Consider the following 15457-nt stretch of genomic DNA (forward strand, 5'->3'; position numbering starts at 1 on the left):
TCCCCCGAAAATACCTATCCCTCTACTTCTACCAGGTCCATAAAATCCAGCGATGCCTGTTGGCGAATCGTGCGGCGGTGGTTGGCCCAGAGTTCGGCGATACGCTCCTGGTTGCACACCTTGCGATCGACATACACTCGGGTATTCAGCTGGCCGATGGGCTTGGTACTGGGGCACTTGCTGAATACAAACTGATTCGAGATCAGATCCATAAAAGGCCCGGATTTACTGCTGGGCATAATAAACAGCAGCTGTAGCCCCAGGGTTTCAGTCAGGTAACGGATCACTTCCTTGGAGCGGGACTCATCCATTTTGGAGAAGGCCTCATCCACCAGCACCATTTGCAAATGGCTGCCGCTTTCACCAAAGCGGAAGGCCGAAGTGACCGCTGCGGAGCGGATAATATAAGCCGGCGTTTCCAACTGACCGCCGGAACCGGTGCCGTACTGGCTGAGCGCAATCGGCTCCTTGCCTTCCGGTTCCTTATAGATCTCATAGCTGCGGTAGTTGCGATAGTCGCTGATTCGATCCAGCTCGCGCCGCGCTACCTGCTCGTCTTCACTCAACAGCATACTCAACAGGCGATCCCGCACCTTGCGGTGCTTGGGCGCCAAGTCCGTGTCGAACAGGCTCTGCTCTTCACCCAGATTCGGCAGTTCAATTACCGCCTTAAAGAAGCTCCAGTACTCCTTGAATTCCGCCACCCACTGGTAGTCGAAACGGAAGCGCTCGCGGTCGGCGCCAAAGCGATGGTGTTCCAGCTCTTTGTTCAGATCATCCAACACGCGCTTACCATCGTTAATGGATTGGTAAATAGCGTGGCACAAGTGGGTTACAAAAGTGGTGTTAAAGGATTTTTTCAATCCCAGCAATTGATCGTGGCGCTCCACCAGCAGGTTGTTCTTCAGGCGGTTGCGCAGGGTCTCTACCTGATCGCCGAGACCGCTGATCAACTTGAACAGGCCATCTTTATGGCCGCCACTCAAGTCTGGCTCAAACACCAGGGTATCGACGCTGGCACAGGTGGCGTTGTACTCCATCACCGCGCGATCGAGCTGGCGACTGTATTTCTCCAGCTGCCCCTGCCAACTTTCGATATCCGCTGAGAAGTCGAAGCTGTCGGCAGCGCGCTCTACCTGCTCGTCGGCAGTAACCAGCACTTGCTCGGCATCGAAAGTCGGATCGATGGCGATAATACGCCTTACCATTTCCTCGCTGTCACTGGCGGCATCGTCCAGGGACTCCAGCTCGCCAGACAGCGCGTATAAGAGTTTTTCGTTGCTTCTTAGCTTGGTCTCCAGAGAGCCATGCTTGCGCTGAAGGTCCGACAGCTGCTTTTGCTGATCTTTGAGCTGGGCCTTGAGTTCATCGACCTGCTGCTCGAACTGCTCGAAGTCCTTTAGGTCCAGGTTTTCCAGGGCGCGCTCGGCACTGCGCCATTCTCGCTGGGCCGCCAGGGCGGAATCCACAATGGACAACAGCTTGATATTCGCCAGTCCGCGCACCGCGTTGGTAACGCGGCGGTAGAGCTGGTGGCGCTCGTTGACGTGGGCGGCCTCTTCCAGCAACTGCTCCATAGCGCGCTGCTGCGCCGCCAGTGCGCGAGCGCGGGCGCCCTGGCCGAATACCAACTCGGCATCGTCCATATCGCAACGCCACATGCTGTAGTTGCCACTGGCCATACCGTCGGCAGTCAGGCCCCGGCGAGTACCACGCAGCTCGTGTTCATCCTCCACCTGTACCACAGCACCGTAGGAGGCGCGCAAATAGTGCTCGGCAGTTTTATGGGTGAACTCCATCAGTTCGATAATGGAGCCCGACGGCGTATCCAGGCGCTCCGCATCGCGGCGGGCTTTATCCCCCTGGATCACGCGGGCGCGGTTGTTGCGCCCGGGCAAGCTGCGCACTATGCGAATCGCGCGAGCCTCGTGTTCCGGCTCCACAATAATCGAGAAGCGCGCGCCGCCCAGATAGCCTTCAATCGCCATCTGCCAGCGCTCATCCAGCACTTCCACATAATCACACAGGACACGGGGCTCCGCTTCAGGGCACTGCTCGCGAATTGCGGCCAGGGCCACTTCTACCGATTGGGGGTAGCGCACGCGGTTGGCCTGGAGATGCTGAATGCGACTCTCCTGGGTGCGCAGCTGCTTTTGCAGTTGCTGCACTTTTTGCTCCCAGCGGGAGGCCTGCTGGGCAATCTGCTCTTTGGGGGAAACCTCATCACTGACGCCAGCTTTGCCACTGCTATCCAGCAGGTCGAAGAGGCGGTTCTGTAGGGCCTCACTGCTGGCAGCGCGCTCGCGCAGTGGCTCCAATGCAGCCAGATCGATCCAGTCCTTGCCCAGCAACTTGTGCAAATCCGGCAGGTCTTCCTCCCGGGCTACCTGCTTGATCGCCTGCACCAGTGCCTTATCGGCGAAGGCGGGAATTTCCAGCTCGGCGGAGGTGGAGTTGAGCAGGTTTAATAATTCTTCGGCGGCCTCGCGGTTCTCGCGCCAGCGGGCCTCTTCGGCAGACATGGGGGTGTGCTGCTGGGACAGAAGGCTCAAGGCATTGTTAATGCGCTGTTCCAATTCGTCCTTATTGCGCAGCGCATCGATACCCAGGCGCTGGGCTTGAAGCTCTACCAGCTGGCCATTGAGCTGCTCGACGCGCTCGGAAGCGACGCGCACTTCGCGCTCATTGTTGTCCAGATCACTGCGCAGTTTTTTCTGGTCGTTCTTACCGCTCAGATAACTCTTTTGCACCCGCTGCTGGCGGTGGCGTGCGCACAAATATTCCTGCACTCGCAACTGCAACCACTGCTCCCGGTAGAGCTCTACCGACTGGGAGATGGCCTCCAGGGAACTGACCCGCTCCACAATCTGGCGGGCTTCCTGCTCCATGCTGTGAATGGTTTTCATCAGCTCGGAAACGGAGCGGATGGCATCACCCAGATCGCGTTTTTCCAACACTTCCTGGGCGACAAAATCGTTGATGCTTTTTACCGGCTTGTAGGCCATAAAATTGGCAAAGGTGCGCGCGGCGTGCATGGCCTCGCGATCGGAGACCGCATCGCGGCGTCCGCGCAGGGCACCGTAAAGGCGGCGCAGGTAGGCCTTTTTCTTGTCGTACTGCTCTACTTTTTCGAACTGCTTGCTTAGGACCTGGTTGAACTTATCCAGCGGCAGCAGGTGTTTGCCATCAGTGTAATCCCGGACAAAATCCCCCATCACCAACTGCTCGCCGGGGAATACGAAAAAGCGCAAATCACTTTGGCGGGCCTGGGCGGGTTTGCTGCTGTTATCCAGGTGCGCGCGAATCCCCATCACTGCGGTAAAGGGCTCAGCATCGTCTTCACCGCTGGTGGGATGGAAAATACCGGCGATGTAACAGTCGGTAGGCTCTACACGGGCGTAACTGCCGTCGTCACAACCCAGTACATAGGAAGCTAGCGTCCGCACCTGCTTGCCACCGCGCCCGCGCTGGGTGGTTTCATCCTGCCCCGGGTTAAAAGTAAACAGGGTGTCGTGGGCGGCTGTCATCAATGTCTGGATAGCATCGGCCGCCGTGGTTTTACCGGAACCATTGCCACCGGAAAACAAGTTGATCGGGCCGAAATCATATTCCAACTGCGGGATATTGCCCCAGTTAATCAGGATCAGTTTTTTTAGGAACATAGTCTTTTCAAAAAAACGGTCTTTTCAAAAGCAGGGTCTTTTGCAGGCGGGAAGCCGACACCCCTCTCCGAGGCTCCCGAGCGCAATTTACGCAAACCCGGGCGGTCGAATGTTTTCGATTTTTTATAGCCGCTACTGCGGCCTCTATTTTCAACTAGGAAGCGGCTTCACTCTCAAACAGGCTGTTATCTTCGACTTCTGGAGTGATGCGTTCGAGCGCTTGCTCTTCTTCCGCCTCTTCAACCTCGCCAACCTCATGAGCTTGAGCGGCCTCGCTCTCCACTGCGGGCGGGGCTTCGCTGTCGATCAGCTGGTGCAATACCGACTCGCTGACAAAGTGGGCGATGGTCGGTCGCACCCGCAGCCAGACTTCCGCACTGGTCTCCACCTCTTCGCTGCTGAACTGCACCAAACGCAGCTGGCGCAATTTCTTCAGCAGGTTTTTGCGCTCGGCGTGCTTATCCGGCAGGGACATTTTCAGCAGATTGCGCATGCCCAGTTCCAGGGCTTCCATCGATAGCGCGGCGCAACCACTCTCATCCACCTGCCCTTCCCGCAGCGCTTTATCGTATTCCACTCGCAAGGCGAGAATCGCGGCCACTTCCTGCTGGCTGAGGCGGGCGCGGAAGCCGCCGTGGTGCGGCTCTTCCTGATCCGGCAGTCCCGGCACTTCGGCGCCGGGCGGATACACGCGGATAAACTGGAAACGGCTGTCGTGCTGCAAACGCAACCCCAGCGGGGCCAACCACTCGCGCACCAGCTGCTCGCAGCGCTGGAAGCGATCGTAAAGGGTGGTCTCAATTACGCTTTCATCCCGGCAGATAACGCCGTAATCCAACAGGCGCACCAACAGCTCGGAAAATTCGCTGCGGTTCAGGCGACACTGCGCCAGGACCTCTTCCAAAGCCTGTTCAATCACTGTTTTTCAGCTCCAGGATATATTCGTCAAATTCGGTGAAATAATCATTGCTGGCGATTTCACCGGTAAATTTCACCTGCAGGTCGGCGGCGCCGCTCTGGTTCACCGCCGCCGCTTCGATCACATGGCTCATAGCGAGCAGATCACGCGCATCGCGCAATGGCAGGTTGCGGCTGTTGATCTGGCGGCCGGTGCCGAGGGCATCACTCAGATAATCGCGCAGGTTACTGTTGTTGAAATTAAACGCCTGGTCGAGCAGTTGTTGCAGCTCGATCTCGCGGCGGTTTTCTTCACCGATGGGGGTTTCATCTTCGACCCGGGTATTCACCGGCTGGCGGCGATTGCGCTGCCACAGCTGGGTTTGTTTGGGGTCAAACAGGCGCAGCTGGAAGCCACCTAGCTGTTCGCCCAGCTGCTCGAGAATTTGTGTTTTTTGCTGGCTCTCGCCGAGGCGCTGGCACAGGTCGGCAAATTCACCTTCGGCCTGGCTGTGCAGGTAGCTGAGCTGGCGGATAATAATATCGGCACGCTTGGTAAAGCCCTGTAGTGCACGGCGCAAAGCGGGCAGTTTTACCTCGCAGGCGCGGCGCATGCGGTCCTCGATGGTATCGAGCATCAGCCACAACAGGGATTGGCCCGGTTGTACCAACTCCGGCAGCAGCTGGCGCAGGCGCTTCTCCCACTCCGCTTTCTGCATATCCTCCTTGCGGCGAATGCAGTCAATCACCCGGTTGATGGAATCGCGATGCTTTTCCACGCTGTCCGCAGACAGACGGATAGCCAGGTCCGGCTGGAAACGGCTCTCCATAAAGGAGAAAAACTCATCGGTGGCCTGCTGCACCAGCAATTGGGCCTCCACTTCCCGCACCATTTCCCGCTTGCGCTCTTCCAGCTCGGCGATCATATCGGTGAAATCCGCCACGATACGCTCGGAGTATTCCCAGGCATCGATCAAGTCGTGGATTTCACCTCGGCTGGCAAAGGCTTCCAGGGCATTTAAGGTGTTGCGGGTATTGCGGTGGCGGGTGCGCACGCGAGTGCCGTTCACTTCAACCAGCGGCTGAGTGAAAAGGCGGCCCCGGCGGCTAAACGGATAGGTGGCAGTGAGCGTGGCGCTGTCTACCTGCTTCTCCAGCCAACCGAACTCCACCAGGCTGTTCAGTACCCAGACGGCCTGATCGCGCAGGTTGCGGAAGCGGCCCTCGGGGTCCTGCACTCCATCTTCACTATCGAGTTGGGGCGCGCGGGTCAGGGCCTCGGCAAAAATTTCCAGGATCTGCTCGCGCAGCAAAGACTCACCGTAGTCAGCCTTGGCGGTGTACAGACGCTCATACAAAAGACGCAAGCACTCAACCACCTGCTCGCGATATTTACCGGTCAGCGGGCGGAAGAAGTGTTGGTAGGAATCGACGAAGAACAACGACTATAGGCCCGCTTATTCCTCTTCCGGCTTTTGGTTGAAGACACAATATTTTGTGTAGTCGCGGGTATCGTCAAAAGTCCACTGCCCTTTGGGAATGCCATCCATTTTCTCGCACCAGGCATCGGAACCCCGTTTGGGCTCACAGCCGGTCAGTGCGATAAGGGCGATCACAGCGCTGGTCAGGACAAATACTTTTTTCATGGTTCGCTTCTACAAATGAAATTCGAATTTCACTTCCCCGGCAGCCGCAATGTGCCAAGCCAGGGAAAATCTATCGGTGTCTCAAGTCTATCCGTGTCTCGGGGTGGGACCGCGCTATTCGCGGCGCCACTTGGTCCCTTCGCGGCTATCCTCAAGCACCACACCTTTGGATTTTAACTCTTCGCGAATCTCATCGGCGCGGGCAAAGTCACGGTTCTTCTTGCTTTGTGCGCGCTCTTCGATCAGTGCTTCAACTTCTTCGGCAGAAATGCCTTCATCTCCACCACGGGCCTGTTTGAACCAGGCTTCCGGGTCTTGCTGGAGAATGCCCAGCATATCTGCAGCGGCCAGCAGCAAACCTTTCAGGCGTGCTTTATCGGCCTCATCGGCTTTGTTCAGGTCGCGGGCAATCTGGTGCAACTCGCTGATGGCGATCGGCGTATTCAGATCGTCTTCCAACGCCTTGATAAAGGCGGTGTCGTTAAGATCTGCCGCTTCAGCCTCAACCGCTTCCGTTTCACGCAGTGCGCCATAGAGAGTATCCAGGGTGCGCCATGCCTGATCCAGCAAATCAGCACTGAAATTCAGCTCTGAGCGGTAGTGGGCAGACAGCAGTGCAAAACGCAGCACTTCACCGGGGTATTGGCTGAGCAGGTCTTTGACCATGCGGAAGTTGCCCAGGGATTTGGACATCTTTTCGCCATTGATATTCACGTAGCCGTTGTGCATCCAGTAGCGCACAAAGTCCACACCGTTGGCGCAGCAGCTCTGGGCGCGCTCGTTCTCATGGTGGGGGAAGGTCAGGTCGCGACCGCCGCCATGGATATCGATGGTATCGCCCAGGTGCTTCTTGATCATGGCCGAGCACTCCAGGTGCCAACCCGGGCGCCCACGGCCCCAGGGGCTGTCCCAGCCGGGCTCGTCATCGGCGGACGGCTTCCACAGTACGAAGTCGCCGGCGTACTTTTTGTAAGGCGCTACTTCCACCCGCGCACCGGCGAGCATATCGTCGAGGGAGCGCTTGGACAGCTGGCCGTACTCCTGCATGGATTCCACGGCGAACAGCACATGGCCTTCGGCGGCGTAGGCGTGGCCTTTCTCCAGCAGGCTTTCGATCATCGCGATCATTTCCGGCAGGTGCTGGGTGGCGTAGGGGACAATATCCGGCTCCAGGTTATTGAGCGCGGCCATATCCTCGTAGTAGGCCTGGGCATAGCGCGCCGACAGCACGCCGATTTCCTCGCCGTTGTCCCGCGCGGTCTTCATGATTTTGTCGTCAATATCGGTGATATTGCGCGCGTAAATCACATCGCTGAAATTTCTTTTCAGTACCCGGTACAGGGTGTCGAACACCACCACAGGGCGGGCATTGCCAATATGCACGCGGTTGTACACGGTGGGGCCACACACATACATGCGCACCTGATCTTCCACCATTGGTACGAAGGGTTCTTTCTTCCCGGAAAACGTGTTGTAGACCTGTAGAGACATCTTTTCTCTCGAATTCTTTTTGCTGTGTGGCTGGGCCAGTCATTGACCCAGCCGCGAAAACTGCCGCTCGGGCAGTCCTCCGCTTTACTATTTGTTTTGCTCTTTGGCCCAGCTGTCGCGCAGACCAATGGTGCGGTTAAACACCGGCGCTTCTGCGCTGCCGTACTTGCTGTCGCGACAGAAGTAGCCGTTGCGTTCGAACTGGTAACCCTGCTCCGGCTCCGCTTTGGCTAGGCCGATTTCCGCCTTACAGCCTTTTAGGATTTGCAGGTTGTCCGGGTTTACGCAGTCGAGGAAGTTCTTACCGCCGGCATCCGGCGCCGCATCATTGAACAGGCGATCGTAGAGGCGCACTTCGCAATCGACATTGTTGTCCGCAGATACCCAGTGAATAACGCCCTTCGGTTTAACGCCGTCGGCCGGATCTTTGCCCAGGGTGTCCAGATCAACCGAGCAGATCACCTCAATAATTTCACCGGCATCGTTCTTCACGACTTCTTCAGCAAAGATCACATAGGCGTTGCGCAGGCGAACTTTTTTGCCCAGCACCAGACGCTTGTACTTCTTGTTGGCCTCTTCGCGGAAATCCTCTTTCTCAATATAGAGAGTGCGGCCAAAAGGAAGTTCACGAGCCGGCAGATCATCGCGCACCGGGTGGCCGGGTGCTGACAGCATCTCTTCCTGGCCTTCCGGGTAATTTTTCAGGGTAATCTTCAAAGGCTCCATCACGCACATGGCGCGCGGTGCATTTTTATCCAGATCGTCGCGAATGCTGTATTCCAGCATGCCCACATCGACAACTGAGTCGGAGCGGGTTACACCGATCATCTCGCAGAAGTTGCGAATGGAAGCCGGGGTAAAGCCGCGACGGCGCATACCGGACAGGGTCGGCATGCGGGGATCATCCCAGCCGTCCACATGGCCTTCGTCTACCAGCTGCTTGAGCTTGCGCTTGGACACCACGGTGTAGTTGAGGTGCAGGCGTGCAAATTCATACTGACGCGGGCGCGAAGGCACCGGCAGGTTCTCAATCAGCCAATCGTACAGCGGCTTGTGATCTTCAAACTCCAGGGTACAGATGGAGTGGCTGATACCCTCAATCGCATCACACTGTCCGTGAGCGAAATCATAGCTGGGGTAAATGCACCACTTATCACCAGTCTGGTGGTGGGCCATCTTTTTGATGCGGTAGATGATCGGGTCGCGCAGGTTGATATTCGGCGCGGCCATATCGATCTTGGCGCGCAAGCTGCACTGGCCCTCTTCCATTTCACCGTTGCGCATCTTTTCAAACAGCGCCAGGTTTTCCTCGACAGAGCGATCGCGGAAGGGGCTGTTTTTGCCCGGCTCTTTCAGCGTGCCACGATAGTGACGCGCTTCTTCTGCGGACAGGTCGCAGACGTAGGCCTTGCCATCTTTAATCAGGTGCAGCGCCCACTCGTACAATTGATCAAAATTATCCGAGGAGTACTTCGCCTCGCCATTCCACTCAAAACCGAGCCAGGAGACATCGCGCTTAATCGCATCGACAAACTCTTCTTCTTCCTTGGCCGGGTTGGTGTCGTCAAAGCGTAAATTACAGGTGCCACCGAATTCCTGCGCCAGACCAAAATTCAGACAGATGGACTTGGCGTGGCCAATATGCAGGTAGCCGTTGGGCTCCGGCGGGAAGCGGGTCGCGATCTGCGTAACCCGGCCCTCAGTCAGATCTTCACGGATAAGGTTCTGTAAAAAGTGAGCTGGCTTGCTCTCGGATGTCATAGGATTCTCTTAATTTACAGCTGTGCGAACGTAAACGGCGAATTATAACCTACTTGAGAGACAGAATATCGAATTTGAAGGAACGCTTTTCATAGAAATTCACTGCAAGCGTTTGATTTTTGTGCAATTGACACAGATATTCCGACACAGCATTTTACAGCTACAGACTACAAGGTATCATGCCGCCCCAAATCAACCCTCATAGGACATTTTATGATCACCCTTCACACAACCCATGGAGATATAGCCATCGAATTGGATTTCGAAAAGGCACCCAAGACTGCTGCCAACTTTTTGCAGTACTGCCGTGACGATTTCTATACCGGCACTGTCTTCCACCGGGTGATCAACAACTTTATGATCCAAGGTGGCGGCATGACTCCGGACATGCAGCAGAAGGAAACCCGCGATTCCATCGAAAACGAAGCCAACAACGGCTTGAAGAACGACACTGGCACCCTGGCCATGGCCCGCACTATGGACCCGCATTCCGCCAGCTCCCAGTTCTTTATCAATGTTAAGGACAACGATTTCCTGAACTTCCGCAGCGAAGACTCTCAGGGTTGGGGTTACTGCGTATTTGGTAAGGTTGTCGACGGCATGGACGTGGTCAATAAAATCAAAGACGTTAAAACCGGCAGCAAAGGCTTCCACCAGGACGTACCCCTGGAGACTATCGAAATCACTGGTATCAGCATCTCTGACGCCTACGCCGATAAGTAATTCCACGGGTCAGTACCGACTCTAAGGCGGGGACATTGTCTACTTATTTTATTTCTGACTTGCACCTCGACGAAAAACGCCCGGATATTACCCGGGCGTTTTTTGATTTTCTGCACGGGCGAGCTGCCGGTGCTGAGGCGCTATATATTCTCGGCGACTTTTTTGAGGCGTGGGTTGGCGACGACGACGATGCCCCGCTGGCCCGCGAAGTGATTGGCGAGCTAAGTCGCTATAGCGGTACCGGCGTAGAGTTGTACCTGATGCACGGCAATCGGGATTTCCTGTTGGGTAGCGACTTCGCCCAGCGCGCGGGAGCCACTTTACTTCAGGACCCGACTGCGTTGTCCCTCGGTAATGAGCGCGTGTTGCTTATGCACGGCGACAGCCTTTGCACCCTCGACAAAGAGTATATGGCGTTCCGCCGCCAGGCCCGGGACCCCAAGTGGCAACAAGAGCTATTGGCCAAGTCCCTACAGGAACGCCGCGCTATTGCCGCGCAGATTCGTATGGCATCCAAGAGTATGAACAGCCGCAAGGCCGAAGACATAATGGATGTAACCCAGGAAGAAGTGGAGCGGGTGATGCTTGAGCACAATGTGCTTCGACTGATCCACGGCCACACCCACAGGCCCGCCCGCCACGCGTTGACGATCAACGGTGAACCGGCGGAGCGTATTGTGCTGGGAGACTGGGATAAGAATGCCTGGTGCCTGAAAGCGGACAATGACTCACTGGAATTGATTCACTGGCCAATTGGCTAGGAACCGGCGTTTTGGATGAGGCTCTGCTGTTGCTGCACAGCCTCTACCAATTCCTCAAGCGTCTCCCGCAAACGCTGCACACCCCCAAATTGAAAACCTTTCCCCTGTAAATAAGCGCAATCCATCACTGCCGGCGGTTTCACTTGTGGCTGGGGAGGTAGCGGTCCCTGTTGTCCGGATATCGATCTTAGAATCTTCACCAACTCGCGACTGCTAACCAGGCAATCACTGCAGTTTACAGCCCGCCCCCGGGCATCCTCGTGCTCCAGTAAAAGCTCTACCGCCCGCGCCACATCTTCTCCGTGCACTTCCGTTGAAAGCCGGGAATTTAAATAGGCTTCCCCAGATATCACGGCTCGAGCGATGTCATACCACTTGCTGCGACTTAGCGGACTCACCAGCCCGTAAACTCCAGTTAAGCGCAATGAAACCGCATGCCAACTGCGCTGATGCGCCCAAGCAGACAGCATGGCTTCCACAGCCGCTTTATAGCCGCCGTAGAAAGTATCCGGCTGAACAACCTGCTCCTCACGTAAAGAACCGCTCAACTTTCCAGTGGCATAAACGGCACGACTGGAAATAAACACAAATTTTTTTACCTTCGCCGCATAGGCGAATCGGATTAATGCCAGGGTTTGACTGAGATTTACATGTAGAAAACCCTCGAGATCGTCCCCCTCCCCTTTTCGATAGCGCCCGGGAAGATGCTCGAAAGCTGCATGCACTACCACATCCAGATTGCTGGCGAATGTCTGTAGAGTTGTATCAGAAGTAATATCCCCGATGCTCCACGCCAATCTGGGTGAAGCAATACTGTGAAAAAGAGCTACACTTTCCTCCCTGCGCAGTAATGCTCGTACTTCATAGCCCTGCCGTAAAAAATGCCTGACCAGAAATTGCCCCACATAGCCACTGGCGCCAGTAATCCCTATTCTCACAATTCCCTCTCTCGATTTTATTTTCTAAGCACGGGCCAGCTCATCCAGATCAACGGCAATATCTCGCCCTTCGTAAACCGCCCACCACAAGTCGATCAGGGGTTTGAGCTTTTCAACTTTTGAGTGCTGTTTTTGCCAGGGTTTTTCATATTGGTAGTGAATGACATGAATACTGTCCCACTGCCACAGCTGGGGTAAATTCAGGTAGAGGTATTGCAAGGCGTTATAGATATAAGGCAGACCGTGCCAACGAGGGAAAAAGGACTGTAAAAATGTCTGGTCTGTACGCCGCCAGAAAACCCCTGGTCGATCCAGCTGCTCAAGCATTTTTTGGTAAGTCGCTTCACTCGGCACCGCAGTAAACAATCCCGAATTCATACGATGAAATCCATCCAAGTTTTCGTAAAGATTGGGCGCTGCGCAAAATTCCGGATAATTCATCAAGTGATCAATATTGCGCAATACCAGGGTGTCCGCATCCAGGAAAACAAGCTTATCGAATTGGGTCAATTGCCACAGTGCCAATTTGCAAAAGTTATTTAGTGGGTCATGGAAAGCAGGCTTACTACCTTTGTCAAAGGGCGCGCGCCGGTGCAAAGAATCGCGTTTATGGCGATGGATAAACTCATCGGAAAAGCGAGGCGTATAAACTTCTTTTATCTTACAGCCCGCCGCTTCCAATGGCGCCGGATCACAACTGTTCGGTGGCACCATACAAATTAACGGATAGGCACTGGCCGTACGATCCAATGAGTGTTTCAGTGCCTGCGCACCTATCACATAATCAGGACTATTAACCAGGGTCACAAAGGCACATCTTGACATAACAATTGGCTCTAGAGTCCCTATACAGCGTTATTTACAGCGGCGGTAGAATATCTTCAGGTCCGCACAATAATCTGTCACACCAGCGACTTACCATTGCTTCTACTTGTTTTTGTTCAAAGCAATTTTCATTGTAGATAAAGCTCGAGCGCAACTGCTTCCCAGAGACGGTAATAGATAGATAGATGCCATATGGCGTTAAGCGCGTCACCAAGGGGACAATGCGAATCTTCAAGTGGTCACTCAATTTGACCCAGTCAGAAGTTTCACCGGTATAGACCGCAAAAAAACCTTCCCGATGTTCTTCTGTTTGCAAGAAAGTCACCAAGTAGCAATGGGATGCATCGAGGTGATGGCCAATCAAGCCGTGAGGCCCAATTGCATCAGCAGCATAAACCGTGCGCATGGCATACTTTATCTCCGCAGACAGGCGCGTGAGCTTCTCCTGCCAGGATTCATCCCTACAAACCATCAGGTTGACATACCGGCACATGGGGCCAAACACTTCCCGATACTCTCTCTTTAGCCGAAGGGATAAATTGCCATTCATCCAAAAAGAGTGAGGTATGAATTCACATAAAACCTGCTGAAATGCTGCTGTCAGATAGGCGAAGAGGCTTACATTCTCCGAGCTGGCCAATGCCTTTATCTGCTCCAGCTCAATCTCATCTATGTGCTGGATTACTTCACTACAAATAACCGAGGTCTCTTCCGATTGGGGCAACTGCTCTATCTCATCTTTTTGGGATTGCAACTTTTGCTGCCAAAGATTTCGCGCCTTATCCCCCCTCGGCGATCTCAGATAGGTATTTTCATAATTCACATAATCAGCAAAGTCTGCAGTTTCCACCCTGGGTTGATAATCCTTACCCTTCACACTATCCAAATAGTGAGTCAAGGATTCAGACCAGAGGAGTGACAAGCTAATCCCATCGGCAATGATGTGGTGACACTTGGTCAAAAAAATGTATTCATCCTCTCCACTGCGAAGAACACTGAGTCCCAACAATTGGTCCTGCGTCAAATCCATTGGCGAGCTACCAAATTGACGCAAAAAGCTCTCGAAGTGAGCATCACTTAAGTGGCGGATGTCGATATAGTCCAGTTCAATATCTACAAAGGAGCGAACAGCCGGTTCCCCGCTATAACGACAGCGAAAAATCGGATAGGTGTTTACCACCTCTGAAATAGACTTCTTAAACAGTTCAACATCGAATTCTCCTTTGAAAACCATGGCGCGGGTAATCAGGTCAACCAGATCCTTGCGGTGATGCAAATCATAAATACGCTGCTCAGTGATCGATAGGGGGACCTGAGTCGATAAACTCCAACCGGCCATTCTGGTCTCCAAAAATCATTTGCCCGACACAAGATCACTAATGAGTCTGATAAAACTGCACAAGATCATCGGGAACGTTACTTTTAGAATATACAAAACAGTGAAATGACAACGGCGGCATGCTGAAGGCGCAGACAAGATTCTCTTGATTTAAGTCACCGGCACGATGCATGATCTCTACAAACTATAAGGGGCAGGAGTTCCATCCAGGTGATCAATAACCTGAATAAACGCGTATTGATTCTCGGCGGCTACGGCAATTTCGGTGCACGTATTGCACAAATGCTGAGTTCTGAGCCCAATATCCAGCTGATTATTGCCGGCCATAACAAGACACGGGCAGACCGCTGCGCCCAATCACTCGGTGGCCTCGCCGAGGGGTTACGATTGGAGAGGGACTCCATCAACTTGACTGCGCAACTGAAAGCCTTGCACCTGGATTTATTAATCCACTGCGCTGGCCCCTACCAGAGAGAAACCGATTACCGGGTGGCCAAAGCCTGCATTGAAGCCCGCACACCCTACATCGATATTTCAGATGCGCGCCGCTTTGTATGTGATTTTCACCGTCTCTCCCCGGCTGCCGAGGCCGCCGGTATCGCCATGGTATCCGGTGCCAGCAGCCTGCCCGGCCTCAGTTCAGCAGCCATAGCTGAGATCCAGAAAGAGCTGCCGGTCATTCGCTCCGTGCAGGCGGCAATTGCTCCAGCACACAAGGTAGAGCGCGGTCTCGCCACCGTGCGCTCCGGTTTTGAAGCACTGGGGGAGAGCTTCCCCCAATTGCGGGATGGGCGCTGGAGAGAATCATTTGCCGGCAATCACCTGCGCTCGGTAAGTCTTGCCCACCCTGTGGGAAAACGCTGGCTGTGCGACTTTGAAGTACCCGACCTGGAGTTGTGCCCCAGGTACCTGCCAGATTTAAACACAGCACTATTTTCCACGGGGACAGAGCCCCTGATTCTCCAGGCCGGCCTGTCTTTGTGCACCCAGCTCTCGCGCCTAAATTTGCCCGCTACAAGCTCCCGCATCGCACAGGTTGCCCATAAATTGAGTGCCCGCTGGCCTGGTGGCAGCTCTCATGGCGGCATGATTGTCCGCGCACTGGGTGAAGATGCTGACGGTAGGACAGCTGGTAGGCAGTGGCAAATACTTGGAATGGATGGCGATGGCGTCTGGATTCCTGCAGCACCCGCAGTAGCTTTAGCGAGAAAATTCCTTCGCGGTGAGATTTCAGACAGTGGCGCGCGCGCATGCTGGCAACTATTGACGCTGGATGAAATTCTGGATGAACTGAAGGATTACTCCATCGTCACTGCCATCGAGTTTTTACCTGCAGAGCAAAATTCACTGCCTGCGTTGGCGGCGAGCTAGGGGAAAAAGCCCTTTAGTTGACCTTATCAAGGCAGAACCCTTA

General features: G+C 54.6%; 12 protein-coding genes. 3 read left to right on the forward strand and 9 right to left on the reverse strand.

The features are described from left to right. Positions 1-14: 14 nt before the first annotated feature. From ACJJII_RS21270 to ACJJII_RS21295, 6 genes are all read right to left on the reverse strand, one after another. Entirely contained in the window at positions 15-3662 is a 3648-nt protein-coding gene (locus ACJJII_RS21270) for an ATP-binding protein (protein ID WP_444917648.1), read from the reverse strand. 154 nt (positions 3663-3816) lie between these two features. Beyond that, positions 3817-4581 carry a DUF4194 domain-containing protein gene (locus ACJJII_RS21275; RefSeq protein WP_444917649.1) on the reverse strand — a complete coding sequence of 255 codons (765 nt, stop codon included), beginning with the start codon at positions 4579-4581 and terminating at the stop codon, positions 3817-3819. Next, the gene (locus ACJJII_RS21280) at positions 4574-6001 is read right to left on the reverse strand and encodes a Wadjet anti-phage system protein JetA family protein (protein ID WP_444886516.1); all 1428 of its coding nucleotides are present in this window, start codon (positions 5999-6001) and stop codon (positions 4574-4576) included. The genes ACJJII_RS21275 and ACJJII_RS21280 overlap by 8 nt, the downstream gene beginning before the upstream one ends. A gap of 15 nt (positions 6002-6016) precedes the next feature. After that, positions 6017-6205 (reverse strand): DUF3012 domain-containing protein, encoded by a 189-nt coding sequence (locus ACJJII_RS21285; RefSeq protein WP_108733723.1) that lies wholly within the window; start codon positions 6203-6205, stop codon positions 6017-6019. A gap of 114 nt (positions 6206-6319) precedes the next feature. Continuing rightward, on the reverse strand, positions 6320-7696 hold the full coding sequence (gene cysS / locus ACJJII_RS21290) for a cysteine--tRNA ligase (RefSeq protein ID WP_444893395.1): 1377 nt from the start codon (positions 7694-7696) through the stop codon (positions 6320-6322). Positions 7697-7783: 87 nt separating this feature from the next. Further along, a complete protein-coding gene (locus ACJJII_RS21295; protein ID WP_444893394.1) occupies positions 7784-9457 on the reverse strand; it encodes a glutamine--tRNA ligase/YqeY domain fusion protein in 1674 nt (557 codons plus the stop codon). A gap of 213 nt (positions 9458-9670) precedes the next feature. Here ACJJII_RS21295 and ACJJII_RS21300 point away from each other — a divergent pair, with 213 nt between their 5' ends. Both ACJJII_RS21300 and ACJJII_RS21305 read left to right on the forward strand, forming a co-directional pair. Beyond that, a complete protein-coding gene (locus tag ACJJII_RS21300) occupies positions 9671-10180 on the forward strand; it encodes a peptidylprolyl isomerase (protein ID WP_108733726.1) in 510 nt (169 codons plus the stop codon). A 35-nt stretch (positions 10181-10215) separates the two neighbouring features. After that, complete coding sequence (locus ACJJII_RS21305; RefSeq protein ID WP_444917650.1) at positions 10216-10941, forward strand: UDP-2,3-diacylglucosamine diphosphatase; 726 nt, start codon at positions 10216-10218, stop codon at positions 10939-10941. Here the strand turns inward: ACJJII_RS21305 and ACJJII_RS21310 are convergent. The 3 genes from ACJJII_RS21310 to ACJJII_RS21320 are packed head-to-tail and all read right to left on the reverse strand — an operon-like array spanning position 10938 to position 14043. After that, entirely contained in the window at positions 10938-11879 is a 942-nt protein-coding gene (locus ACJJII_RS21310) for an NAD-dependent epimerase/dehydratase family protein (RefSeq protein ID WP_444917651.1), read from the reverse strand. The two genes, ACJJII_RS21305 and ACJJII_RS21310, sit on opposite strands and share 4 nt — an antisense overlap. Before the next feature lie 24 nt (positions 11880-11903). After that, positions 11904-12704 (reverse strand): glycosyltransferase, encoded by an 801-nt coding sequence (locus ACJJII_RS21315; RefSeq protein WP_444917652.1) that lies wholly within the window; start codon positions 12702-12704, stop codon positions 11904-11906. A gap of 34 nt (positions 12705-12738) precedes the next feature. Further along, entirely contained in the window at positions 12739-14043 is a 1305-nt protein-coding gene (locus ACJJII_RS21320; protein ID WP_444917653.1) for a condensation domain-containing protein, read from the reverse strand. Positions 14044-14253: 210 nt separating this feature from the next. Here ACJJII_RS21320 and ACJJII_RS21325 point away from each other — a divergent pair, with 210 nt between their 5' ends. Then, a complete protein-coding gene (locus ACJJII_RS21325) occupies positions 14254-15414 on the forward strand; it encodes a saccharopine dehydrogenase family protein (RefSeq protein ID WP_444917654.1) in 1161 nt (386 codons plus the stop codon). The last annotated feature ends 43 nt before the right edge of the window (positions 15415-15457 follow it).

This window comes from Microbulbifer maximicatervae (SeqCode), from assembly GCF_052467825.1.